At 61.8% G+C, this 23,450-nt stretch carries 20 protein-coding genes and 1 pseudogene; 7 read left to right on the plus strand and 14 right to left on the minus strand.

The window, feature by feature from the left end; all coding sequences use genetic code 11:
- Window positions 1-10 precede the first annotated feature (10 nt).
- From FIV38_RS11250 to FIV38_RS11260, 3 genes are read right to left on the minus strand one after another with little or no spacing between them, the layout of a single operon-like run.
- Window positions 11-1,108, minus strand: a complete 1,098-nt coding sequence (locus tag FIV38_RS11250) for a DUF1513 domain-containing protein (RefSeq protein ID WP_029295392.1) — start codon at window positions 1,106-1,108, stop codon at window positions 11-13.
- 2 nt (window positions 1,109-1,110) lie between these two features.
- The gene (locus FIV38_RS11255; protein WP_029295394.1) at window positions 1,111-2,175 is read right to left on the minus strand and encodes an imelysin family protein; all 1,065 of its coding nucleotides are present in this window, start codon (window positions 2,173-2,175) and stop codon (window positions 1,111-1,113) included.
- 31 nt (window positions 2,176-2,206) lie between these two features.
- A complete protein-coding gene (locus FIV38_RS11260; RefSeq protein ID WP_070994459.1) occupies window positions 2,207-3,637 on the minus strand; it encodes a di-heme oxidoreductase family protein in 1,431 nt (476 codons plus the stop codon).
- Window positions 3,638-3,785: 148 nt separating this feature from the next.
- Between FIV38_RS11260 and FIV38_RS11265 the strand changes: the two genes are divergently transcribed.
- On the plus strand, window positions 3,786-4,349 hold the full coding sequence (locus tag FIV38_RS11265; protein ID WP_092237887.1) for a nitroreductase family protein: 564 nt from the start codon (window positions 3,786-3,788) through the stop codon (window positions 4,347-4,349).
- Window positions 4,350-4,392: 43 nt separating this feature from the next.
- Here FIV38_RS11265 and FIV38_RS30915 read toward each other — a convergent pair whose 3' ends face one another.
- The 8 genes and pseudogenes from FIV38_RS30915 to gap form a co-directional block, all read right to left on the minus strand.
- Window positions 4,393-5,148: a methyl-accepting chemotaxis protein gene (locus FIV38_RS30915; protein ID WP_371128906.1), complete on the minus strand. Its 756-nt coding sequence runs from the start codon at window positions 5,146-5,148 to the stop codon at window positions 4,393-4,395.
- A 102-nt stretch (window positions 5,149-5,250) separates the two neighbouring features.
- Window positions 5,251-6,531: pseudogene (locus FIV38_RS30920) on the minus strand (methyl-accepting chemotaxis protein); the annotation flags it as partial.
- Window positions 6,532-6,655: 124 nt separating this feature from the next.
- Window positions 6,656-7,060, minus strand: a complete 405-nt coding sequence (locus FIV38_RS11275) for a YbaN family protein (protein ID WP_092237880.1) — start codon at window positions 7,058-7,060, stop codon at window positions 6,656-6,658.
- A 229-nt stretch (window positions 7,061-7,289) separates the two neighbouring features.
- Window positions 7,290-7,898, minus strand: a complete 609-nt coding sequence (locus FIV38_RS11280; protein WP_092237877.1) for a biliverdin-producing heme oxygenase — start codon at window positions 7,896-7,898, stop codon at window positions 7,290-7,292.
- Between the two features lie 127 nt (window positions 7,899-8,025).
- Complete coding sequence (locus FIV38_RS11285) at window positions 8,026-10,593, minus strand: TonB-dependent receptor (RefSeq protein WP_092237874.1); 2,568 nt, start codon at window positions 10,591-10,593, stop codon at window positions 8,026-8,028.
- Window positions 10,594-10,708: 115 nt separating this feature from the next.
- Window positions 10,709-11,677 (minus strand): FecR family protein, encoded by a 969-nt coding sequence (locus FIV38_RS11290; protein ID WP_070994454.1) that lies wholly within the window; start codon window positions 11,675-11,677, stop codon window positions 10,709-10,711.
- Window positions 11,678-11,759: 82 nt separating this feature from the next.
- A complete protein-coding gene (locus tag FIV38_RS11295; protein ID WP_092237871.1) occupies window positions 11,760-12,278 on the minus strand; it encodes an RNA polymerase sigma factor in 519 nt (172 codons plus the stop codon).
- 217 nt (window positions 12,279-12,495) lie between these two features.
- A complete protein-coding gene (gap, locus tag FIV38_RS11305) occupies window positions 12,496-13,497 on the minus strand; it encodes a type I glyceraldehyde-3-phosphate dehydrogenase (RefSeq protein ID WP_029295415.1) in 1,002 nt (333 codons plus the stop codon).
- A 221-nt stretch (window positions 13,498-13,718) separates the two neighbouring features.
- Here gap and edd point away from each other — a divergent pair, with 221 nt between their 5' ends.
- The 4 genes from edd (at window position 13,719) to FIV38_RS11325 (ending at window position 18,812) form a co-directional block, all read left to right on the plus strand.
- Complete coding sequence (gene edd / locus FIV38_RS11310; protein ID WP_146492553.1) at window positions 13,719-15,545, plus strand: phosphogluconate dehydratase; 1,827 nt, start codon at window positions 13,719-13,721, stop codon at window positions 15,543-15,545.
- Window positions 15,542-16,498: a glucokinase gene (locus FIV38_RS11315; RefSeq protein WP_146492555.1), complete on the plus strand. Its 957-nt coding sequence runs from the start codon at window positions 15,542-15,544 to the stop codon at window positions 16,496-16,498. Before edd ends, FIV38_RS11315 begins: the two co-directional genes overlap by 4 nt.
- 99 nt (window positions 16,499-16,597) lie before the next feature.
- Window positions 16,598-17,368 (plus strand): response regulator, encoded by a 771-nt coding sequence (locus FIV38_RS11320; protein ID WP_186350717.1) that lies wholly within the window; start codon window positions 16,598-16,600, stop codon window positions 17,366-17,368.
- Between the two features lie 16 nt (window positions 17,369-17,384).
- Window positions 17,385-18,812, plus strand: a complete 1,428-nt coding sequence (locus FIV38_RS11325) for an ATP-binding protein (RefSeq protein ID WP_166647890.1) — start codon at window positions 17,385-17,387, stop codon at window positions 18,810-18,812.
- Between the two features lie 32 nt (window positions 18,813-18,844).
- On the opposite strand, the gene FIV38_RS11330 is transcribed toward FIV38_RS11325, so the two are convergent.
- Window positions 18,845-19,774: an AraC family transcriptional regulator gene (locus FIV38_RS11330; RefSeq protein WP_029295424.1), complete on the minus strand. Its 930-nt coding sequence runs from the start codon at window positions 19,772-19,774 to the stop codon at window positions 18,845-18,847.
- 327 nt (window positions 19,775-20,101) lie between these two features.
- On the opposite strand from FIV38_RS11330, the gene FIV38_RS11335 reads away from it, so the two are divergent.
- Both FIV38_RS11335 and FIV38_RS11340 read left to right on the plus strand, forming a co-directional pair.
- Entirely contained in the window at window positions 20,102-20,443 is a 342-nt protein-coding gene (locus FIV38_RS11335; protein ID WP_029295426.1) for an antibiotic biosynthesis monooxygenase family protein, read from the plus strand.
- An 8-nt stretch (window positions 20,444-20,451) separates the two neighbouring features.
- Window positions 20,452-20,733, plus strand: coding sequence for a hypothetical protein (locus tag FIV38_RS11340; protein ID WP_032866945.1), 282 nt, complete (start codon window positions 20,452-20,454; stop codon window positions 20,731-20,733).
- A 164-nt stretch (window positions 20,734-20,897) separates the two neighbouring features.
- Here the strand turns inward: FIV38_RS11340 and FIV38_RS11345 are convergent, their stop codons facing one another.
- Window positions 20,898-21,530: a flavin reductase family protein gene (locus FIV38_RS11345; protein WP_029295430.1), complete on the minus strand. Its 633-nt coding sequence runs from the start codon at window positions 21,528-21,530 to the stop codon at window positions 20,898-20,900.
- Window positions 21,531-21,713: 183 nt separating this feature from the next.
- A complete protein-coding gene (locus FIV38_RS11350; RefSeq protein ID WP_029295432.1) occupies window positions 21,714-23,033 on the minus strand; it encodes an MFS transporter in 1,320 nt (439 codons plus the stop codon).
- Window positions 23,034-23,450: the final 417 nt, after the last annotated feature.

Consider the following 23,450-nt stretch of genomic DNA (forward strand, 5'->3'; position numbering starts at 1 on the left):
GCGCCTGCGATCAGATCAGATGCAGATGGTTGTCCCAGAGCCCTGCCGGCAATTCCAGGGGCTTGGCCACCAGTTGTGGCTGCCGGCAATCGTAGAAGCGGCAGCGGCCCTGGCCTGAAGTCACGACAAACCCATCCGCCACTGCACCCACGCCGGCGCAGTCGGGCAACGGCCCGTCCAGGCGCAGCTCGCCGCTGTCCATGTCCCAGATAAAAAAGCGATTGCCCCGTGGTGCGGTCAGTGCCACCAGGCGCAACTCACTGTGCACGGCTACGCTGGCGGTGTAGTGCCCCATGGCCTGCAATTGCTCGTCGGCCACCGGGAACGCCACGAACGGCTGGCCCGGACGCTTGATCGCCAACAGCTCGGAACGCTCCTGGGACGGGCCCATGAACTGTTGCCCGGTGAGGATCGTGCCATCGCTGGCGATCCCCATATGGCGCACGCTGTTCATCTGCTGGCCGAGGGTTTCCTTGCTCAACAGCGTACCGTCGCGCTGCATCAGCACCAGGCTGGGCTCCATGGCGTCGAGGTTCATCTCGACCCGGCTCTCGGCCTCGGTGCGAATACCGCCATTGGCCACGATCAGGGTTTCACCGTCGGGCATCCACGACACCTGGTGCGGGCCGATGCCGTGGGTTGAAATCTCACCCGTGTGCACCAGGCGCTCACCTTCGAACTTGTACACGCCCAACAGGCCGCGACCCGGGTCAGTGGTGTCGTTTTCGGTGGCGTACAGCCAGTCGCCGCTCTTGTGGATCACCGCATGGCCGTAGAAGTGCCGGTTGGCCTGGGACGTCACGGTTTGCAGGAGCGTGCCGTCGCGCAGGTCCACCAGGTAGCTCTCGGTGCCTGGGCGGCGGGCCACGAACAGGGCGATGGGCAGGGTCGGGTGGTTGATGATGTCGTGGCAGCGCTGGCCGACCTGGGTGGCGAACACCTGGGTGCCATCCAGGCGATAGCCCACGGCGTAGTGCTTGCCGTCGCCATCATCCCGGGCCGACAGCAGCAGCGGGCTGTCGCCCTTGCGCTTGAACAGCGTCCAGCCGCCCAGAGTAATTGCACTGAGCAGCACGCTGCCGATGGCCAAAGCCTGTCGCCTGAGCATCATCAGTCACCGTCGTTGGCGTTGAAGCCCAGTTGGATGCCCAGCGCCTTGGCCAATTCGCCTTCGTGCAGGCGGTGGACGACGTTGAGGCTGTCGTAGATATCGTTGAGTTGCTGGCGCCCGGCGTCGTCGGCCAGCAGGTCGTTGAGCGAGCGCTGGTTGCTGTCGAACAGTTTCAGGGAAGCAGCGTAGGCCGCATCGACCTTCTCGGCCAACGGCTTCTGGTCGGCGGGCAGCAGACCGCGCAGGCCTTTGTTGTCGACCCCGACCCACACGGTCTGGGCCGCCGCGAGGCTGGCTCGCAAGCCTTGCAGGGACGACTGGCTGCGCCACGCATCGGCCTGGAACGGCTGGGGGATGCCCTTGGACAGGCGACCCATGGGCGTGCCGAGCTTTTTCTTCAGGGTGTCGAGGGCCGTGACCTGCACGCGCAACAGTTCGGCGATGGCTTCGTGGGAATCGGCGTAGCGCTGGTTGGGGAACTTGGTCATCTGCGCGAGCATGCCGTCGGTGCTGTTCCAACTGGCGAGGATTTCCTCGGCGAGTTGTTTCTGACGCTCGCCGATGGCGATCAGCAGCGGGCAGTAGCGGGCTTTCTGGGCGTCGTTGGCGATGTCGGTCTTGGCGTCATACAGGATGTATTCGTAGGCCGACAGGCCTTGCACCACGACGCTGGACTTGGCCAGGGCGGCGGCATCGATCTGCGGCTGGGCGGTGGCCAGTTGCTCGACCTGGCGGCCGACGAGGTTTTTCTTGTCGGGCCAGAACTGCACCTGCCAGGCACGATTGCCCTCGGCCAGCGGGCCGATCAGCAGCGGTTGCAACTCGGCCCAGGCTTTTTGCGCGTGGAGGAAGTCGGCGCGGGCGGTTTCCAGGGATTCCTTGCCTTGGCAGTAAGCCAGGGCGCTGACGGCCAGTTGCCGGTCAGCTTCGACCCAACGGCTGTAGGTCGGCAGGATCACTTGCTTGGCGATGGCGGCCGAAGTAACCGCTTGCGGATCCTGTGGCGAGCAAGCGCCCAGGGCGAGGGCGGCAAGGCTGGTGAACAACAACTTGGGACGGAACATGTCGAGCTCCCTTCATTAATTGGGGCAAAGCTTATAGAGAATTCAGGAACGCGAGCAACGCGGCGCGCTGCTCGGCGCTAAATGACAACACATGCTGCTGCGCCGCCTGGGCTTCACCGCCGTGCCACAGCACGGCTTCAAGCAGGTTGCGGGCGCGGCCGTCATGCAGGAACTGGGTGTGGCCACTGACGTTTTGCGTCAGGCCGATGCCCCACAACGGCGGCGTGCGCCAGTCGCGGCCACCGGCCTTGAATTCGGTACGGTTATCGGCCAGGCCCTCGCCCATATCGTGCAGCAACAGGTCGGTGTAGGGGCGGATCACTTGGTTGGCCAGCTCAGGTTCAGCGGCGTTGGCTGCGGTGGTGAATTTCGGCGTATGGCACGACTGGCAGCCAGCCTGGAAGAACAGGTTCTTGCCGGCCAGCACTTGTTGTTCGTTGACATCACGGCGCGCCGGTACGGCCAGGTTGCGGGTATAGAACAGCACCAGGCGCAGGATGTTATCGCTGACTTCCTGCTCGCCATTTTCGCCGTTGCCGTTGGGCGCCTGCTTACAGGCAACCTGTGCGTCGGTGCAGTCATCGAAGGGGCGCAGGCTGGTCGTCAGGCCCATGTCACCCGAAAACGCGTGAACATTTTGTTGATTGAGGTTCGGTTGCCCGGCTTTCCAGCCGAAACGGCCGAGCACGGTTTTTTGTCGGGCATCATCCCAGACCCAGTTCGGGCGGCCGAACACGCCGTTTTTGTCCGGGCGTTTGCTGGCGTTTTGCAGGATGTCTGCGTCGCTGATGGCTTCGAGCAAACCCAGGCCGATCATCGGCGGAGCCACGCGGGCGGAAAACCGCGTATCGGGGTGCATCGCCCCGTAGCCGAGCTGGGTAATCTGCAGGCTCGGCTTGCGCAACTCGACCACTGTGCCGTCCTTGAATGTGACGTTGACCGGCGTGTAGTCGACCCGCACCTTGCCTTCCGGGACTACGCCGGGCACGGCCATGTCCTGCAACTGCCCGCCGTACACCGGCTCGGGGACGATACCCAGTTGCTCGATGACCTTGGCATAGGGCGGCGAATCCGGGATCGACAGACGTACCAACATCGACACCGCATTGCTGGCCTCGGGCAAGGGCGGATGGCCGCGCCCGTCCTTGATGTGGCAGTTCTGGCAGGCATTGGTGTTGAACAGCGGCCCCAGCCCATCGCGGGCGGTGGTAGTGGCCGGGGCGATCACCCACGGATTGCGGAAAAAGCTGTTGCCGACGCTGAAGTCCAGGCGACGGGTCGGCGCCAGGTTCGCTGAAGGCAGCGAAAAGGCATTCTGGTCTGTCTTCCTTACCGTCGTGCTGCCTCCCGAACGCGCCTCACCCGGCTCCGCCTGGGTAAACGTCGGCGGCGCGGCGTCATCGCAGGCACTCAGGCTCACGGCCACCAAGAGTGCAGACAGGCGAAGAAGCAAACGGGGCATCGATAATCCTGGAAGACGGGCGACGGTGGATGAAATTCAGGGGGCAAAGTCTAACAGGGCGGGGCGGATTGAATAAGAGCAATTATCGTTTGCTCCAATCTGATGCATTCCCGCTAGAATGGCCGCACATTTTTCCTGGAGGTGGCCAATGCAGGCTCTCGACGCTTTGCTCAACCGTGTTTCCGTGCCGCGCCTGCTGGAGCCGGCGCCGACTGCCGAACAGCGCGAAGTGCTGTTCGCGGCAGCCATGCGTGCGCCGGATCATGGCCAGTTGCGGCCTTGGCGTTTTCTCACCGTGGAAGGCCCGGCTCGCGAGCAGATGGGCACTCTGCTGGCCGAAGCGGCCCGCCTGCAAGACCCCGCGGCCCCGCAAGCGGTGATCGACAAGGCACAGAACGGCCCGTTGCGTGCACCGTTGGTGGTGGTGGTGATTGCCCGTCTGCAAGAACACTTCAAGGTGCCCAAGTCCGAGCAACTGCTGGCGGCGGCCTGTGCGGCCCACGGTATTCTGCTGGCGGCCTATGCCCAGGGGATTGGCGCAGTGTGGCGCACCGGGGAGTTGTCGTATTCGGCGCATGTGGCCAAGGGGTTGGGGTTGAGCGCGGGTGAGGAGGTGATTGGCTTCCTGTATCTGGGTACCGCGCAGAACCCGCCGCGTACGGCGGCAAAGGAAGACCTCACCGCGTTTGTCAGTGCCTGGACCGGGCTCTAACCTCACACTGTGTGGGAGCTGGCTCCCACATGGGTATTTGGGTCTACACCCGGAACTGATCCATCAGTTTCATCTGCTGGTTGGCCAATGCATTCAACTGGCTGCTGATCGCCGCTGATTCTGTCGCCTGGCCGGTCAGGGTCTCGGTCACGGTACGGATCGCCGAGACGTTGCGGTTGACCTCTTCGGCCACGGCGCTTTGTTCTTCGGCGGCGCTGGCGATTTGCAGGTTCATGTCGCTGATCACCGTCACCGCATCACTGATCTTGCCCAGGGCCTGTACGGCTTGTTGGATCTGCCCGGCATTGCTCTGCGCCTGGCTCTGGCTCGAATGCATGGTGGTCACCACCCCACGGGTCGCGCTCTGGATGCGTTCGATCACCAGGCGGATTTCCTCCACCGAATCCTGGGTGCGTCGCGCCAGGTTGCGCACTTCGTCTGCGACCACCGCAAAACCCCGCCCGCTTTCCCCGGCGCGCGCGGCTTCAATTGCGGCGTTGAGGGCCAGCAGGTTGGTCTGCTCGGCAATGCTGCGGATCACTTCCAGCACCGAGCCGATCTGCTCGCTGTTGACCGCCAGGGCTTCAACTTCGGTCACGGCCTTGCTGACTTCCTCGGCAAGGGTGGTGATATCGCGGGTGCTGCGTTCGATGATCGCCAGGCCCTCGCGGGCTGACTGATCGGCGCCGCGAGCTGCACTGGCAGCGTTAGAGGCGCTGTTGGCCACATCATGGGCGGTGGCGCTCATCTCGTTGGAGGCGGTTGCCACCTGGTCGATCTCGCGGAACTGCACCTGCATGCCTTCACTGGTCTGGCGCGCGATTTCCGAGGATTGATCGGCAGTGCCTCGGGCTTCGGTGATGCTCTGCTTGATCTGGGCAATGGTCGGTTGCAGCTTGTCGAGGAAGCGGTTGAACCAACTGACCAACTCCCCCAGTTCATCTTTTTTCGTGTAGGCCAGGCGTTGGGTCAGGTCGCCGTCGCCGCTGGCAATGTCCTTGAGCATCGCTGCCACGCTGTTGATCGGGCGAGTCACGCCTGTGGCCGTCAGCCATATCAGCAACAGCCCCAGCAGGCCGGCTGCGGCGCCCACCAGCAGCGCTTGCAGTGTGCCTCGGGCCTGGGCGTCGTGGAGCACGCCTTGCAACTTGACCGAATCGGCCAGCAGCACGTCCTTGGGTAGCTTGATCACCACGCCCCAGGGCTTGGCCTCGGCAATCGGCTTGACTGGGTACACCGCGCGGATCGTGTCGTCTTGCTCGCGCACCTTGCGCGTGTCACTGGCCAGCAGTTGCACGATCTCTTTGCCTTCGCCACCCAGCACATCAACGATGCTTTTGCCGACCTTGTCCGGCTCACCGCTGTAACTGGCGATCAGGCCGCTGCTGGAGAGGATTTCCATGATCCCCGCGCCATCGAACAATTCTTTTTGCGCGGTATTGGCCGCCGCTTGCAGGGCGTCCAGCGCAATATCGACGCCGATCACACCAATCACCTTGCCATCTGCCAGCAGCGGCAGCGAGATAGTGGTCATCAGCATCGCCTTGCCGGCGACTTCGTCGGCGTACGGGTCCAGCAGGCAAACGTTGCGGGTATCCCGTGGGCAGGTGTACCAGATGTTGTAGGGCGTACCGCTAAGGTTGAGGGTGGTCTTGGTCAGGTCCGCTTCCACCATCACCGTGTTCAGGCCTTCACCGCCGGCGCGGCTCCAGTAGCTGGAAAAGCGCCCGACTTCGTTGGAAGCGCGCAGTTTGTCGTCGACAAATTCGCTGTCCCTGCCATCCAGGCCGTTGGGTTCAAACGACAACCAGATCCCCAGCACCTTGGTATTGCGCTCGAAGGCGGTCTTGATCCGCTGGTTGAGCTCCTCGCGCACGGCCCCGGCTTCCAGCGAGCGCTTGGCGGCCATGTTGCGCAAGTCCTTGACCTGGTCGGCGAGGGCGGTGACCACCAACAGGCTCTCGCCGAAGGCTTTCTGTAGCTGCACGGCTTGCTCGGCGGCCTTGGACTGGAGCAGGTTCTCCACGCTGGTGGTGAGCATGCGCGAGCTGGAGGCGCTGACCAGTTGGTCGTTCCGGTTGGTCTGGTAGATGTTCAGGCTGACGATCAATGCAATCACCCCCAACAGGCAGAGGCCAGACAGCAGCACGATTTTCAAGCGGATGGAGAGGGTGTCGAACATGGGCTTACTCGCGATTGGACTTGTTGGTGTGCAAGCAGGGCAACGGCCAAGTCCATTCGGCGCTATGCCCGCAACATCGGCACCGGCGGGTAATTCATGAGGGGCAGGCGATCAGCGGTAGCGCTCAGGTCGCGGTTTGCGCGAGGCGTTCGGGGCGTGACCAGATCCACAGGTTGCCCAGGCTCATCCCGGCGATGGCCAGGTAGATCGGCCAGCCGTGATCGAGCACCACCAGCATCAGGCCGGCACACAGCAGCATGCTCACGGTGGCGCTGACCTTGGCCCGGCGGGCAATGATCTTGCCGTTGCGCCAGTTGAACAGGATCGGCCCGAACAGGCGGTGGTTTTCCAGCCAGGCGCTCAGGCGTGGCGAACTCTTGGTGGCAGCCCAGGCAGCCAGCAGGATGAATTCGGTGGTGGGCAGGCCCGGCACGACAATCGCAATCAAGCCGATCCCCAGGCTGACGTAGGCCAGCAGGCCGAACAGGATTCGGGCGAGTTTGGAGGAGGATTGGGTTGTGCCGGTCATAGGTACGATTTGTATGGGGTGCGAAAAATCTGAAAGTGCAGTGCGATCAATATGTAGAGGCTGGCCTGTGTGGGAGCTGGCTTGTGTGGGAGCTGGCTTGCCTGCGATGGCATCGCCTCGGTCCACCTGATACACCGAGGCGCCTGCATCGCAGGCAAGCCAGCTCCCACACAAGCCAGCTCCTAAACAGCTGGTTCCTAAACAAGCTGGTTCCTACACCAGCAGGGGATCAGGCCAGTTCTGGGGCGCTAGCGTACGCCTGTTCCAGCAACACGGTGAAGCGTACGAATGCATCCACCGCACCTTTTTCCGCTGCCGCTTCTTCTTCGGCGCTCAGTTCCAGGCCGTCGAGGGTACGGGTGAAGCTCTTCCAGCCTTCGGCACGGCCACCGGCTGGTTCGCCCAGGTGGCGGGCACCGAAGGTTTCGCTCAGGCCCAGGCCGACGGCGCGCTTGATCAGGAACGCAGCGCCAAGCTTGGAACCTTCGGACACGAACAGCCAGCCCAGGGCTTGGGCCTTGCTCGGGTTATGCACGGCACCGGCCACAGGGGCGGGTACTTCGGTTTCCAGGTCGGCCAGGTCCAGTTTGGCGGCTTCGGCGCGGCAGCGCTCGGCCAGGTCCGGGAACAGCTTGATCAGCTCGGGATCGTTGTACAGCGCCACCAGTTCCGACTGGAACAGGTACTGGGCGACGACAAAACGGGCGAAGTTGGCCTGGGTTTCGAACGGGGCGTGGGCCTTGACCAGTGCGTCGAGCTTGGTGTGTGGCTCGTTGGTGATCTGGTTCAGGCGCTGGGAGCGCAGGCTTGCACGTTCTGCGGTGGTGGAAGCGGTCATGGGATGTCCTTGAGAAGGAAAAGCGCCTTATTGCCAGGCTGTTATTACTAGACGAACAAGAAGACGCGTCACAGTAAAAAAACCTCACCCCGCTGGCGATAAATCCGGCGGGGTGGGGTTGCAGGGATCAGATGTCCCAGATCAGGTTGATCGCGAAGTTGCGACCGGGCTGGGTCAGCCGGTCCAGGCTGGCCGGCGAGGTCACGCCGGCTTCACCCACACCGTCGTAGCTGCGCACGTCATCCCAGTTCCAGTATTTCTTGTCGGTCAGGTTGTACAGGCCGCCGTTGACGGTCAGATCGTTGGTGACTTTGTAGAAACCCGTCAGGTCGACGATGCCAAAGCCCGGAGTCTTGAACGGGCCGTTGGCGGTGATGCCGTCCGGTGCAAAGAAGGTGGTGCTGTCCACTCGATTCTGTTGCTTGACCAGGGTCCAACTGACCAGCGCACCGTAGTTATCCTGGTCGTAGCCCAGGCCAAACACACCCTTGAGCGGGTTGACGCTGTTGAGCGGCTGGCCGGTTTCGTCATTGCGACCGTGGGCGTACGCAATCGCGCCTTTGGTGTACAGGCCTTGCGGTGCGCCGAAGGCGTCCAGGTTCAAGCGGCCTTTGACTTCCATGCCCTTGATGGTGGCGCGCTTGATGTTGCCTGGCTGGAAGATGGTGCCAGACGGGCCCAGCGCGGCGTTGTCTTCGTCGATGAAGTCGCGGTACTTGTTGTAGAACACCGCGACGTCGAAATTACCGGCGTCGAAATTGCCACGAATCCCGGTTTCATAGCTCTTGCTGGTTTCCGGCTTGAGGTTGGAGTTGGGCTCGACGACATAGCCTACATCCAGGTTTTCAAAGCGGCCGTACAACGCTTTGGCCGATGGTGTGCGGAAACCTTCGGCGTACTGGCCGAACCAGGTGTATTGCTCGGTCAACGCGTAGGTCACGCCGAGTTTCGGCGAGAAGCGGTGCCAGGTTTTATTCGAGTCGTCGTGGGGAAACTCACGGTCCGGGTCGGTGGTGTTGAGGAACTCTTCGGTCAGCTTGGGTTTGAGCTGGATGTAGTCGTAGCGCAGGCTGGGCAGGAAGGTCCAGTCGTTCCAGCTGATCTGATCCTGGGCGAACAGCGCGTAGCTGTTGATGGTTGGGTCAGGGAAGTCGCTGGCTTTTTTCACGCTGTCGCTGGGCGATGGGCTTGGGGCACCGATGGCCGTACAGCCGGCACCGACAGCCAGGCAGGTCGCCGCGCCTTCGCGCGAACCGGTGACTTTCTGTTGCTTGATCGTGGTGCCATAGGTCACGACATGATCGGTGTCGCCGATGGCGAAGGCTTTGTCCAGTTGGGCGTCGAACACCCACTGTTTTTCTTCGTAGAGAGTGTCACGGGTACGCAGCACGCGACGGCCCACCTGATAGATCTCGGCGGTGGACTGGTCGGTCTTGGCAATCTGGTAGTTGAGGCTGGTCTTGATGTGATCGGCAAACGGGGCGTCGAGTGCAAACTTGTTTTCCAGGCCAAAACGTTCGCGGGTGATGGTGTCGTTACCGCGACGGTCACGATAGAAGTTCATGCCTTGACCTTGGAGGAAAAGCCCACCCACCGCGCTTTTCTGATTGATGTCGCGATCGTCCTTGTACTTTTCGTACGTCAGGCCCAGGCGGTTTTCATCGCCGTAGTTCCAGCCCAGCTTGGCCAGCACGTTGGTGGTGCGTACGTCTTCCGGGTTGGCGCCGGTGCGGGCCAGGCCGGTGGCGTTGTTGCCGTTGTGGGACTCCATCTCGTGACCATTGCGCTGGCTCAGGTGCAGCAAGCCATCGAAGTCCTGGACGCGCCCGGCGACGGTGCCGGAGGTCAGCCAGCTTTCGTCGGCTGAGCTGTAGCCGGTCTTCAGGCGTGCGCCCACGTCCTGGCCGGGCTTGATGATGTCATCTGGGTCTAGGGTGAAGTAGCTGACGGCGCCGCCGATGGCGCTGCTGCCGTACAGGGCCGAGGCCGGGCCGCGGATGATTTCCACACGCTTGACGATTTCCGGGTCGACATAGTTGCGGCGGGTCTTGGCGTACGGGCCGTTGAAGAAGTTGTCCGGGACTTCTACGCCGTCCACCTGGGTGAGGATGCGGTCACCGTCGATACCACGGATGTTGTAGCCCGAATTACCGGAGCGGGTGCCGGCACCGCCGACCGAGACACCGGGCTCGTAGCGCACCAGTTCGCGGATGGTGTTGACGTTCTGGCGGTCCAGTTCCTCGCGCTCATGCACGCTGACGGTGCTGGGCACGCTATCGACCGCCTGTTCCGTGCGGGTGGCGCTGATGGTCATTTGTTGCAGGGTGATGGCACTCCCCGCCGTGCGCTTTTCCAGGACGATGTTGTTATTGCCCAGTTTGCGGTAGTTCAGATTGGTCCCCACCAACAGCCGGTCCAGGGCTTTTTCCGGGGTCAGCGAACCGCGCGCGCCGGGGGAGGAAACCCCTTGGCCCAGTTCGGCTGGCAGGCCGATCTGCCAGCCGGTGACGGCGGTAAAGGCGTTGAGTGCCGATACCAGGGGTTGCTGCTCGATGCTGAAAGTGTAATTGGCGTGGCTGCGCGCTGCAGGTTCGGCGGCATTGGCCGTCAGCATCGGGCTGCCCGCCAGCAGGATGGCAGCGGTCAGCAGGCACAGCGTAGGCGAAGAGGACCGGCGGTTGAAACGAGAGGACATCGAGAGCGCTCCGAGGGACGAGTCTTATAGTTGCGAGCCTGAATCAAATAGGAATCAGTTGCATTGGCTAAGACGAGACGTACCAGCAGGGGCTATCGAGTAAAAATAATTATTCTCAGTTGAGAATGACTAGCGCCGGGAATTCCGAGAGCTTGGCCGAGGTGATGTGGGCCAGGGAGCGCACCACGTCCAGCGGCTGGTCCAGGCGGTAATTGCCGGTCACGGCGACGCTGGCCAGTTGCTCATTGGTATTGACGATCCAGCCCGGGTAATAGCGCCGCAGCTCAGCCAGCACCTCGCTCATCGGGCAGTTTTCAAAGATCAGCCGGCCCTGGACCCACGCCAGTTCCTTGGTGGCATCGAGCTTGGCTGGCTGGCCGAAGCCCTTGGGGCCGACGCGGATGCTCTCGCCGGCACTCAGGCGCACCCGGTTGTTGCCGAAAGTGGTACTCAGGTCGACATCCCCGCGTTGCACCTGGACCTGCGCCTCACCGTTGAGGTAGCGCACGGCAAATGCCGTATCGCTGACGCTGGCGCGCACCGGGCCGGCGTCGATTTGCAGGGGCAGGCCGCGGTTGGCGGCGACTTCGAAAAACGCCTCGCCCTGATACAGGCGGGCAATGCGCTGATGCTCGTCGATGGTGCTGGAAAACGCCGAATTGGTATTGAGCAGTACCTTGGAGCCGTCATCCAGTTGCAAGCGCTGGCGCTCGCCGACCACGGTCAAATGGTCGGCTTGCAGGCGTACCGGCAGGTTGCTGAAGCTGAACAGCCCGAGCAGCAACACCGCCGCCGTGGCCAGGGGCTTCCAGTGCGGCTTGATCCGCCGCCAGGCGCTGGGTTTGCGTGGTGCATTGAGGGCCACGGCGGCGCTGTGCACGGGCGCACCGCCCCAGGCGGCCTGGGCCTTGGCGAAGGCTTGGGCGTGACTCGGGTCGGCATCCAGCCAGGCCTGGAACTCGGCTTGCTGCCCAGGCTGCGGGCACTGCAACGCGATCAGCCAGTCGAGGGCTTGGTCCATAGCCGCATGTTGCAACACCTCATGAGCCAGCTCATGGGGATGCAGTTTGTTCGGGTCCGTCACGGTGTTCCTCGGGTCTTCGCCACGTTTTATTCAGTGTCTTGCGTATTTTTGCGACATTTCTGTCGGCTTGTCCCGACAAAGCTTAAGGGTGATCGAGTCGTTCGGCCACACCTATGCAGATGGCCATGATCAACTTCAGTTCCTTTTGCACGGTGCTCAAGGACACTTGCAACTGGTCGGCGATCTCTTGATAGCTGCAGCCGTGCAGGCGGCTGAGGATAAAGATCTGTTGCTGACGGGCGCTCAACTGCCCGAGGCTGACGCTCAGGTGCTCCAGCAATTGCTCGGCGTGGGCGGCATCTTCAGGGGCGGTGACTGGGGAGGCGACGCTTTGCAGAACGTCCATCGGGACATCTTCCTGCAAGGTGCGGGACTGGATCCTGCGCGAGCGCAGATGATCCAGAGCCAGGTTGCGCGCGGTCTGGAACACGAAAGGTTCGAGGTGATCAATCGGTCGTTCGCTGAGGGCCCGCGTCACGCGCAGGTAGGTTTCCTGCAACAGGTCCTCGGCGGTGCTGTGGTTGTTCACCATCCGCTGCAGGGTTCGCAGCAGCACCAGCCGTTGGCTGAGGAAGACTTGATTGAAGCGAGATAGGCTCACGGGGGTACCAGACCGATAGGCAGTTAATGATAATGCTTATCATCAACGCAAATGGCAAGTATCACTTTGCTGCAATCTGCTCAACCCTGTAGGAGCGAGCTTGCTCGCGAAGATCGTCAACGATAACGCTGGCATCCTGAATGAGCGTGGCGCCTTTGCGTTTCTCGCGAGCAAGCTCGCTCCTACAGTGATCGGGTCGATCAGGTTTTCAGTGGAGTTATTCGGCGTTACACAGCGCCAGGCAGTTATCCAGCATGCGGTTGGAGAAGCCCCATTCGTTGTCGTACCAAGCCAATACCTTGAGCAGCTTGCCGCTGGACTTGGTGTGGTTGGCATCGAAGATCGACGACAGCGGGTTATGGTTGAAGTCGCTGGAAACCAGCGGCAAGGTGTTGTAACCGAGGATTTTCGAGTGTTGGCTGGCTTCCTTGAGCAGCGCGTTGACCTCATCGGCCGTGGCTTCTTTTTTCAATTGCACGGTCAGGTCCACCAGCGACACGTTGATCACCGGCACCCGCACCGCCATGCCGGTCAGCTTGCCGGCCAGTTCCGGGAGTACCAGGCCCACCGCCTCGGCGGCGCCGGTCTTGCTCGGGATCATGTTCTGCGTGGCCGAACGGGCGCGGTACGGGTCGGTGTGGTAGACGTCGGTCAGGTTCTGGTCATTGGTGTAGGCGTGGATGGTGGTCATCAGGCCGCTTTCAATGCCCAGTTCGCGGTGCAGCACCTGGGCGACAGGCGCCAGGCAGTTGGTGGTGCAGGACGCATTGGAGATGATCTGGTGCGATTGACGCAAAATGTCATGGTTCACCCCGTAGACCACGGTCGCATCCGCGCCCTTGGCCGGGGCAGAGATGATCACCTTGCGCGCACCGGCGCTAATATGGGCGGCAGCCTTGTCACGATCGGTGAACAGGCCGGTGCATTCGAACACCACGTCGATCTTGTGTGCAGCCCACGGCAGGTCGGCGGGGTTGCGAATGGCGCTGACGGCAATCCGGTCGCCATTGACGGTCAGGCTTTCCTGATCGTGAGCGACCTCTGCATCGAAAGTGCCATGGACGGTGTCGTATTTGAGCAGGTGGGCATTGATCGAACTGTCGCCCAGATCGTTGATGGCGACGATCTGCAAATCCTGGCGGTAGCCTTGGGTATAAAGTGCGCGCAGGACGTTGCGGCCAATGCGGCCAAAACCATTGATTGCAATTCGAAGAGTCATTTGAAAGCGCCTGTCGTCGATTTGTTGTAAGAATTACAAGATTATTCGCATAAAAATAGAAAACAAGCCTTTTTAGTGGCAATATTTTGTTCAATCTACAACGAGTGACCTGAATCAACTGGTCCGATTGGTCAAGTAACTCCCTGCCAACCTCTGCGCGGCGGGCTTTTGACCAGCATAGACTTTCAGGTCGCCACATCCGTTAGCCTGGAGTTCTACACATGCATCCCCGCGTACTTGAGGTCACCGAACGCCTTATCGCCCGCAGCCGGGCAACCCGTGAGGCGTACCTTGCGCTGATTCGCGGCGCGGCCAGCGACGGGCCGATGCGCGGCAAGCTGCAATGCGCCAACTTTGCCCACGGCGTGGCCGGATGCGGCACCGAAGACAAAAACAGCCTGCGAATGATGAACGCTGCCAACGTGGCAATTGTTTCGTCATATAACGACATGCTCTCGGCGCACCAGCCCTACGAACACTTCCCGGAACAGATCAAGAAAGCCCTGCGCGAGGTTGGCTCGGTCGGCCAGTTCGCCGGTGGCACCCCGGCCATGTGCGACGGCGTGACCCAGGGCGAGCCTGGGATGGAGCTGAGCCTGCTGAGCCGCGAAGTGATTGCCATGTCCACGGCGGTAGCGCTGTCCCACAACATGTTTGACGCCGCGCTGATGCTGGGGATCTGCGACAAGATCGTCCCAGGCCTGATGATGGGCGCCCTGCGTTATGGCCACCTGCCGATGATCTTCGTGCCCGGTGGGCCGATGCCGTCGGGGATCTCCAACAAGCAGAAGGCCGACGTGCGTCAGCGCTATGCCGAAGGCAAGGCCAGCCGTGAAGAGCTGCTGGAATCGGAGATGAAGTCCTACCACAGCCCCGGCACCTGCACCTTCTACGGCACCGCCAATACCAACCAGTTGCTGATGGAAGTCATGGGCCTGCACTTGCCGGGCGCCTCGTTCGTCAACCCGTACACGCCGCTGCGCGATGCGCTGACCCGTGAAGCTGCGCACCAGGTCACGCGCTTGACCAAGGCCAATGGCAACTTCACGCCGATTGGCGAGATCGTCGACGAAAAATCCCTGGTCAACTCCATCGTCGCCCTCAACGCCACCGGCGGTTCGACCAACCACACCCTGCATATGCCGGCGATCGCCATGGCGGCGGGCATCATTCTTACCTGGCAGGACATGGCCGACCTCTCGGAAGTGGTGCCGACGCTGTCCCACGTCTACCCGAACGGCAAGGCTGACATCAACCACTTCCAGGCGGCGGGCGGCATGTCGTTCCTGATCCGCGAGCTGCTGGAAGCCGGGCTGCTCCACGAAGACGTCAACACCGTCGCCGGTCACGGCCTGAGCCGCTACACCCGCGAGCCGTTCCTGGTGGACGGTGAACTGGTCTGGCGCGAAGGCCCGATCGAAAGCCTCGACGAAACCATCCTGCGCCCCGTCGCCCGTGCCTTCTCCCCGGAGGGCGGCTTGCGTGTGATGCAAGGCAACCTCGGCCGTGGGGTAATGAAAGTCTCGGCGGTGGCCCTCGAACATCAAATCGTCGAAGCGCCGGCCGTGGTGTTCCAGGACCAGCAGGACCTGGCCGATGCGTTCAAGGCCGGCCAGTTGGAGAAGGATTTCGTCGCCGTGATGCGCTTCCAGGGCCCGCGCTCCAATGGCATGCCGGAATTGCACAAGATGACGCCGTTCCTCGGCGTGCTCCAGGACCGTGGCTTCAAGGTGGCACTGGTGACAGACGGGCGCATGTCCGGCGCCTCGGGTAAGATTCCCGCCGCGATTCACGTCAGCCCCGAAGCGCAGCGCGGTGGGGCGCTGGCGCGGGTCCGGGATGGCGATATCATTCGCGTCGATGGCGTCAAAGGCACCCTGGAGCTTAAGGTGGACGCCGAAGAATTTGCAGCGCGCGCGCCTGCCACGGGCCTGTTGGGCAATAACGTGGGGGCCGGTCGCGAGCTGTTTGCATTTATGCGTCTGGCCGCAAGCTCCGCAGAGCAGGGCGCCAGCGCCTTTACCTCTGCCCTGGAGACACTTAAGTGAAGCTTGCGCTGGTAGGTGATATTGGCGGTACCAACGCCCGGTTCGCGTTGTGGCGGGACCAGGCACTGCATTCGATCCGAGTGTTGGCCACGGCGGATCACGCCAGCCCCGAGGAAGCGATCAAGGTCTACCTCGCCGAGGAAGGCTTGGAGCCGGGCTCCATAGGCGCGGTGTGCCTGTCGGTCGCCGGGCCGGTAAGCGGTGATGAGTTCAAGTTCACCAACAACCACTGGCGCCTGAGCAAGACCGCGTTCTGCAAGGCCCTGCAAGTGGACGAGCTACTGCTGGTCAATGACTTCTCGGCCATGGCCCTGGGCATGACCCGCCTGCAACCCGACGAATACCGCGTGGTGTGCGCCGGCACCCCGGAACCATGGCGCCCGGCGGTGGTGATTGGCCCTGGAACGGGCTTGGGCGTGGGCACCTTGCTCGACCTGGGCGCCGGCCGTTGGGCAGCGTTGCCGGGGGAGGGCGGGCATGTCGACCTGCCCTTGAGCAGCCCCCGGGAAACCCAGTTGTGGCAGCACATCTACAACGAGATCGGGCATGTCAGCGCCGAAACGGCCCTGAGCGGCGGCGGATTGCCACGTTTGTACCGGGCGATCTGTGCGGTGGACGGTCATCCGGCGGTAATGGAAACCCCAGAGGCGATTACAGCGGCGGGGCTGGCTGGCGATCCGGTTGCGCTGGAGGTCCTCGACCAGTTCAGCATCTGGCTGGGCCGCGTCGCCGGCAATAACGTGCTGACCACGGGTGCCCGGGGCGGTGTGTATATCGTGGGTGGGGTGATCCCGCGGTTTGCCGAGTTTTTTATCAACAGTGGCTTTGCCAAGAGCTTTTCTGACAAAGGCTGCATGAGTGACTACTTCAAGGGGATCCCGGTGTGGTTGGTGACGGCGCCGTATTCGGGGTTGACCGGCGCGGGTGTGGCGCTCGAACAGGCATTTGCGTAGGCAGTGATGGCCTCATCGCGGGCAAGCCCGCTCCCACAGGAGAATGCATTCCAACGGTGGGAGCGGGCTTGCCCGCGATGAGGCCCCTGAGAACAACCCATGCTTCAAGGCTTGGCCCATAACAACAAGGAGGCCCCCGTGAGCGTAATCAGTAAATCCATTCTCCTCGTCGATGACGACGAGGAAATCCGCGAGTTGCTGCAAACCTACCTCAGCCGCGCCGGCTTTCAGGTGCGGGGCGTGCCCAATGGCGCGGGGTTTCGCCAGGCCATGGACGAGGCTCCGTGCGACTTGGTGATCCTCGACGTGATGCTGCCCGACGAAGACGGCTTCAGCCTCTGCCGCTGGGTACGCCAGCACCCGCGCCAGGCCCAGGTGCCGATCATCATGCTCACCGCCAGTTCCGACGAAGCCGACCGGGTCATCGGCCTGGAACTGGGCGCCGACGATTACATCGGCAAACCTTTCAGCCCGCGAGAATTGCAGGCCCGCATCAAGGCCCTGCTGCGCCGCTGCCAGTTTGGCCAGGAACGTACCGGCGGCGATGTGCTGGTGTTCGATGAGTGGCGGCTGGATATGATCAGCCATCGGCTGTTTCACCTCGATGGTGAGGAAGTCATCCTGTCCGGCGCCGACTTTGCCCTGCTCAAGCTGTTCCTTGATCATCCGCAGCAAATCCTTGATCGCGACACCATTGGCAACGCCACCCGTGGCCGTGACCTGATGCCCCTCGATCGAATTGTGGATATGGCGGTCAGCCGCCTGCGACAACGCCTACGCGATACCGAGAAACCTCCACGGTTGATCCGCACCGTACGTGGCAGCGGTTACCAACTGGCGGCCAGTGTGGTTGCCAGCAATGCCCACTGAGCGCCGGCGTATTCCGGTGCCGCGCTCATTGCTGGGGCGCATGCTGCTGCTGACCCTGTTGGCAGTGCTGTTTGCCCAGGCTTTATCCAGTGTGATCTGGGTGTCGCAATTGCGCGCTACCCAGCTCGAAGGCCTGGTCACCAGCGCCCGCAGCCTGGCCCACTCGATGACTGCCAGCGTCAGCTATTTCCGCTCACTGCCGGTGGCTTATCGGCCGCTGGTGCTTGACCAGTTGCGCAGCATGGGCGGTACGCGCTTTGTCGTAACGCTCAACGACAAGCCCCTGGATATGCAGATCCTGCCGCAAACCCCGCGCAAACAGGCGGTGCTCGGTGCCGTGGATGAAGTGCTGCGCCAGACCCTGGGCAGTGACGTGCATTTTTCGGTGGAGTTTGTCAGTGCCGAAGACCTGCGCATTTTCAATGCCGGGCTCAAGCTCGATGAGTTGCCACGTTCCTGGGCGCATTACGCATTGACCCTGGAACCGGTCAACCCGCCGGTGCTGGTGACGCAGATCGAGTTGGGCGCCGGCGAGTGGCTGTATATCGCCTCGTTGCTGCCCGAACCCTACACCAGCCTCGAAGAACAGGGCCTGCCCTCCCAACAGGTGTGGTTTATCGTGCTGACCAGTGGCTTCCTGCTGCTGTTTATCGGTTTGCTGGTGCATTGGCAGAGCCGGCCGCTCAAGCGCCTGGCGCGGGCGGCGCGGGACCTGTCCCTGGGCGCCGACGTGGAACCGGTGGCCGAAGGTGGTGGTAGCGAAGTGGTGGAAGTGGGGCGTGCGTTCAATGCCATGCGCGAGCGGATCAGCCGCTACCTGACCGAACGTAGCCAGTTGTTCAGCGCAATTTCCCACGACCTGCGCACGCCGATCACACGCCTGCGGCTGCGCGTGGAGCTGCTGGAAGATGAAAAGCTGCAAGCCAAGTTCGGCCGTGACCTGGATGAGCTGGAACTGTTGGTCAAGGGCGCGTTGCAGTGCGTCAAGGACACCGATATCCACGAGAACATCGAGCCGGTGGACCTCAATCATGTGCTCGACTGTCTGGTGGAACCGTACCTGGCGCCCCATGGCAATGGGCGGGTGACGCAGCACGGTCGGGCGCTGACGGCCTACCCGGGCAAGCCGCTGGCGCTCAAGCGCTGCATTGGCAACCTGATCGACAATGCTTTGAAGTACGGGCAGAACGCTCACCTGCGTATCGAGGACGATGGTGCGCAGTTCATCCTGCATGTGGATGACGAGGGGCCGGGTGTGCCGGAACAGCGTTTGGAACAGGTCTTCGAACCGCACTTTCGCCTGGCCGGTCAGCAGCAGGGCTATGGCTTGGGGTTGGGGATTGCACGCAATATCGCCCACAGCCATGGCGGCGAAGTCAGCCTGCAGAATTTGCGCGAAGGTGGCCTACGGGTGACCTTGCAACTGCCCCGGACCCTGGACTAAACAACACCGCGTCACCCTGTAGGAGCATTGGGTCAGATGCTCTGGCGTAGCCTGGCCAAGTCGCGCAACGGCGGCGCGCCAAACAAACGGCTGTATTCCCGGCTGAACTGCGACGGGCTTTCATACCCCACCCGATACCCCGCCGCCGAGGCCTCCAGGCCTTCGGCGATCATCAGCCGTCGTGCTTCCTGCAGGCGTAGCTGTTTCTGGTACTGCAGCGGGCTCATGGCGGTGATGGCCTTGAAGCGATGGTGCAGGGTCGACACGCTCAGATTCACTTCCTTGGCCAGGTCGTCGATGCGCAGCGGTTGTTCGTAGTTACCGTTCAACCAGGTGATCGCACGGCTGACCCGATGGCTTTGGCTATTGGCCACGGCAATTTCGTACAGGCGATAGCCCTGTGGCCCACGCAGCAGACGGTAGAGAATTTCGCGATTGATCAACGGCGCCAACATCGCGATGTCTTTGGGCGTATCCAGCAGGCGTGCCAGGCGCAGTACGGCATCAAGCAACTGGGTGTCGATCCGGTCGACATACATCCCGCGCGATGTCGGGCGTGTAGGCACGCCCATCGGGCCGGCTTCGGCAATCAAGGCGGTCAGTTGCGCCGGGTCGATATTGATCCGCACCGACAGGTTGGGGTCTTCGGGCGTGGCGTCGATGACCCGCCCGGCCACCGGCATTGCGACCGAGAACACCAGGTAGTTGAGCGGGTCGTAGGCAAAGATTTCGTCGGCCAGGCGCACCTCCTTGCTGCCGTTGGCGAGGATGCACAGGGCGGGTTCCACCAGCACCGGCATGAAATCGCGCGGCGTGTTGTGGCGGTTCAGGTACAACGACGTGATCGCCGTGCCGTAGGAACCGTCCTCCCAGGTATGCCTGTGCACGATACCGGCCAGTTCGGCGCGCTGTTTTTCCATCTCGGCATCGAGGGGAATGGACTGCTGTTCGGGCGACGACATGGGGCGTCCTCTGCATGCTTCTTTGATGGGCACAGCTTAGCGGTGCGTGTTCCAGTCGTGTTAGGTCGATTCTGCACAATCCTTGCCTGATCCTGCGGCGCGTCTTGAATCAGGCAAGCCCATGGCCTGTCATCTCCCTGAAACAAGGCGCCTATGCGTGGAATAAAGGCGGGCGCCAAACCGTCTTTCCAGGCTTCTGGCAGGATTGTGCAATAAGCCGGCAGGAATCGACTAACCGGCCAGGGGCAGGCGCCCGTATCTTTGATCCTGTGGCAGCACGCCCCCACAGTGCCTGCCGAGCATCACTTCTCAACGGGAGAGTCGAACATGTCCACCCCCATTCCCGCGAGCCATATGGCCTTTATCCGCGCCCGCAGCGGGTGCAGCACCGAACTGGGTGCGCGCTTGAGCAGTTTGATCGAACCGGGCCGCCAGGCTCAGGGTTGCCTGCAGTTCTCGTTGCAGCACTCTCAGGTTGACCCCGATGTATGGCTGGTCTCAGGTTTCTGGAGCAGTGAACAGGCGATGAGTGCCTACTTCAACTCGCCGGCCTTGATGCTGTTTACCGAGCTGTTGAACGACATGGTCGTGCGCAGCATGGACTTCCAGACCTTCACCGACGCATCCGCGGCCAATGCCTACGGCGAGTACCTGCAATTGGCCGGTTAGGGTTTAGAATGGCCGACTTTCCATTGGCCAGGACCTGCAACATGGCACGTAAAGAGTTTGCCCACCACGAAGCTGTTTCCGCCCTAGTGCGTGAAGACCAGGGGGGCTATAGCGCCGCCATCGCCGTCAAGGCACTGGATGGCATGAGCGCCCCGCGCTTTCACAAGATCCTCGATGGCCAATTGTTCAAGACTGCTGATGACGCTGACGATGCGGCGGCCCAGCAATTGGAGCGCTTGATCGATATCGATGAAGAGGGTCAGTTGGCCTGGGCGACCGCAGCAAACTAAAGAGCGCCACTGCTCCAAATGTGAGAGCGGGTTTTGTGTGGGAGCGGGCTTGCCCGCGATGACTGAGTGTCAGTCGATACATGAGTCGACTGATACACCGCTATCGCGGGCAAGCCCGCTCCCACACAAGCCCGCTCCCACATTTTTAATTGCATTCCATCCAATCAGGGTTTGCCGGCACCAGGGCGGTACATCTTGAACAGCGCTTCCGGGCCCAGTTGGAAGTAATCCGCCGGCCCACCACCTCGCAGAATCGGCTCGGCAGCCGCCGTGTCGTATACCCCATCCTTGAGCAGCCATTTGGCGATATGCACCGCGACCACTTCGCCAAGCACCAGCCAACTGGGCACCAGTTCCTTGTCAGCCCGCTGCAGCTGAATGATCTGCGTAACCTTGCACTCGAATGACACCGGGCTTTCGCCCACTCGGGGCACGGCAATCACCTTGGACGCCACCGGCGTCAGCCCGGCCAGTTCAAACTCGTTGACCTCGGGTGACACGGCGGCGCAGCTCTGGTTCATCTGCTCGGCCAGTGGGCGCGTGGCCAGGTTCCAGACAAATTCGCCGGTCTGCTCGATGTTGTTCAGGCTGTCTTTGCGCCCGACGCTGGAAAAACCAATGATCGGCGGAATGTAGTTGAACGCGTTGAAAAAACTGTAGGGCGCCAGGTTCAGGCGGCCTTCGTTGTCCTGGGAGGAAATCCAGCCAATTGGCCGCGGGCCGACGATGGCGTTGAACGGGTCATGGGGCAGGCCGTGGCCGTTGGCGGGTTCGTAGAAGTGGATATCGTCGGGCATGGACAGGGTTCCTGCTGGTGGTTCCGGAAAGGACACGATAGTGCACGCAATTGTGTGAACTGCGAAACCCAATGTGGGAGCGGGCTTGCCCGCGATAACTGAGTGTCAGTCGATACATCCGTTGACTGATTCACCGCTATCGCGGGCAAGCCCGCTCCCACAGGGTTTACTGCATCTTGCTGGTCAGTCGGTGGTGATCCGCGAATGCTTGCGGGTGTCTTTCATGGTGATGTAGACCAGCAACGACACGGCAATACACGCGGTCACGTACCAGTAGTAGCCGGTTTCCATGCCGATGCTCTTGAACCACAGCGCGATGTATTCGGCGGTGCCGCCGAAGATCGACACGGTCAGTGCGTAAGGCAGGCCTACACCCAGTGCACGGATTTCGGTAGGGAACAGCTCGGCTTTCACCACCGCGTTGATCGAGGTGTAGCCGCTGACGATGATCAGCGCCGCCATGATCAGGAAGAACGCACCCCACCAGGTCTGGACGGTGTGCAGGGTGGTGAGGATCGGCACGGTGAACAGCGTCCCGAGGATGCCGAAGGCAATCAGGATCGGTCGGCGACCGACCTTGTCCGACAGGCCGCCGACAATCGGTTGCAAGCACATGAACAGGAACAGCGTGGCCGCAGAAATGGTGGTGGAGTCGGAGATGCTCATGCCGACTGTGTTCACCAGGTACTTCTGCATGTAGGTGGTGTAGGTGTAGAAGGCCAGGGTGCCGCCCATGGTCAGGCCGACCACGGTCATCAGTTCCTTGGGGTGGCGCATCAAGGTGCGCATGGCGCTTTCCTTGGCTTTTTCCTTCTTGGTGAACGATTCGGTTTCTTCCATGCCGCGTCGCAGGTACAGGGCCACCACCGCGCACAGGGCACCAATGGCGAACGGGATACGCCAGCCCCAGGCATACAGTTCTTCGGTGGTGAGGAGCTGTTGCAGCACGATCAGCACCGCCAATGCGATGAGCTGGCCAGAGATCAGGGTCACGTATTGGAAGCTGGAGTAGAAACCACGACGTTCCTTGGTCGCCATCTCGCTGAGGTAAGTGGCGGAGGTGCCGTATTCGCCGCCCACCGACAGGCCCTGCAGCAAACGGGCAAATACCAGCAGGATCGGCGCGCCGATACCGATGATTTCATAGCCCGGGCTCAGGGCAATCAGCAATGAGCCGAAGCACATCAGGTAGACCGAGGCCATCAGGGCCTTTTTACGCCCGACTTTGTCAGCGTACAGCCCCATCAACCAGCCGCCGATCGGGCGCATCAGGAAGCCTACGGCGAAGATCGCGGCGGTATTGAGCAGTTGGGCAGTGGTGTCGCCTTTCGGGAAGAAGGTTTTTGCGAAGTACAGCGAGAAGGCGGCGTAGACGTACCAATCGTACCACTCGACCATGTTGCCGACCGATCCGCTGAAGATCGACTTGATCCGGCTGGAGGTAGTGCGTTCTTTTGCCGGCACGGCGGCCGACCCCAGAGGCAGGGAGTTGGAGTTATCCATTGAAGGATCCTTCATGTCATTGTTTTTGTGGAGCGCGCGTCAGCGCAGCCTGGCGCAAGCTATAGCAGGAGCTGTGCCAAGCAGGTGAAGGCCCGGTTTAGAAGGGTTGGGGGGAATTTTTGAGCGGAAAGTCGCTGATGATTTCTGGGTGATGAGCGGAAATCCGCTTATGGCGACTGTCCTTATCGCAGCATCGGTATCTACACAACCTTCCGAGACTGACGACCTTCCCTGTGGCGAGCGGGCTTGCCCCGCGCTGGGCTGCGAAGCAGCCCCAATAAGCAGAATGCGTTGTACCAGATACACCGCAGCGGCTGGTTTTGGGGCTGCTTCGCAGCCCAGCGCGGGGCAAGCCCTCTCGCCACAGGAGAGTTCGTCAGTTTCTGAAAGTTGTGTAGATAGCAGCGATGAGGCCGT

Origin of the sequence: Pseudomonas proteolytica (genome assembly GCF_007858275.1) — a bacterium.
GTDB classification, from domain to species: domain Bacteria; phylum Pseudomonadota; class Gammaproteobacteria; order Pseudomonadales; family Pseudomonadaceae; genus Aquipseudomonas; species Aquipseudomonas proteolytica.

Coding starts and splice junctions, on each gene's coding strand:
- gap (WP_029295415.1), bottom strand. CDS start 13,497: ATGACTCTTCGAATTGCAATCAATGGTTTTGGCCGCATTGGCCGCAAC.
- FIV38_RS11330 (WP_029295424.1), bottom strand. CDS start 19,774: ATGTCGTCGCCCGAACAGCAGTCCATTCCCCTCGATGCCGAGATGGAA.
- FIV38_RS11255 (WP_029295394.1), bottom strand. CDS start 2,175: ATGTTCCGTCCCAAGTTGTTGTTCACCAGCCTTGCCGCCCTCGCCCTG.
- edd (WP_146492553.1), top strand. CDS start 13,719: ATGCATCCCCGCGTACTTGAGGTCACCGAACGCCTTATCGCCCGCAGC.
- FIV38_RS30915 (WP_371128906.1), bottom strand. CDS start 5,148: ATGCAGGTGCAGTTCCGCGAGATCGACCAGGTGGCAACCGCCTCCAAC.
- FIV38_RS11260 (WP_070994459.1), bottom strand. CDS start 3,637: ATGCCCCGTTTGCTTCTTCGCCTGTCTGCACTCTTGGTGGCCGTGAGC.
- FIV38_RS11320 (WP_186350717.1), top strand. CDS start 16,598: ATGCTTCAAGGCTTGGCCCATAACAACAAGGAGGCCCCCGTGAGCGTA.
- FIV38_RS11280 (WP_092237877.1), bottom strand. CDS start 7,898: ATGACCGCTTCCACCACCGCAGAACGTGCAAGCCTGCGCTCCCAGCGC.
- FIV38_RS11275 (WP_092237880.1), bottom strand. CDS start 7,060: ATGACCGGCACAACCCAATCCTCCTCCAAACTCGCCCGAATCCTGTTC.
- FIV38_RS11335 (WP_029295426.1), top strand. CDS start 20,102: ATGTCCACCCCCATTCCCGCGAGCCATATGGCCTTTATCCGCGCCCGC.
- FIV38_RS11350 (WP_029295432.1), bottom strand. CDS start 23,033: ATGGATAACTCCAACTCCCTGCCTCTGGGGTCGGCCGCCGTGCCGGCA.
- FIV38_RS11345 (WP_029295430.1), bottom strand. CDS start 21,530: ATGCCCGACGATATCCACTTCTACGAACCCGCCAACGGCCACGGCCTG.
- FIV38_RS11265 (WP_092237887.1), top strand. CDS start 3,786: ATGCAGGCTCTCGACGCTTTGCTCAACCGTGTTTCCGTGCCGCGCCTG.
- FIV38_RS11285 (WP_092237874.1), bottom strand. CDS start 10,593: ATGTCCTCTCGTTTCAACCGCCGGTCCTCTTCGCCTACGCTGTGCCTG.
- FIV38_RS11250 (WP_029295392.1), bottom strand. CDS start 1,108: ATGCTCAGGCGACAGGCTTTGGCCATCGGCAGCGTGCTGCTCAGTGCA.
- FIV38_RS11340 (WP_032866945.1), top strand. CDS start 20,452: ATGGCCGACTTTCCATTGGCCAGGACCTGCAACATGGCACGTAAAGAG.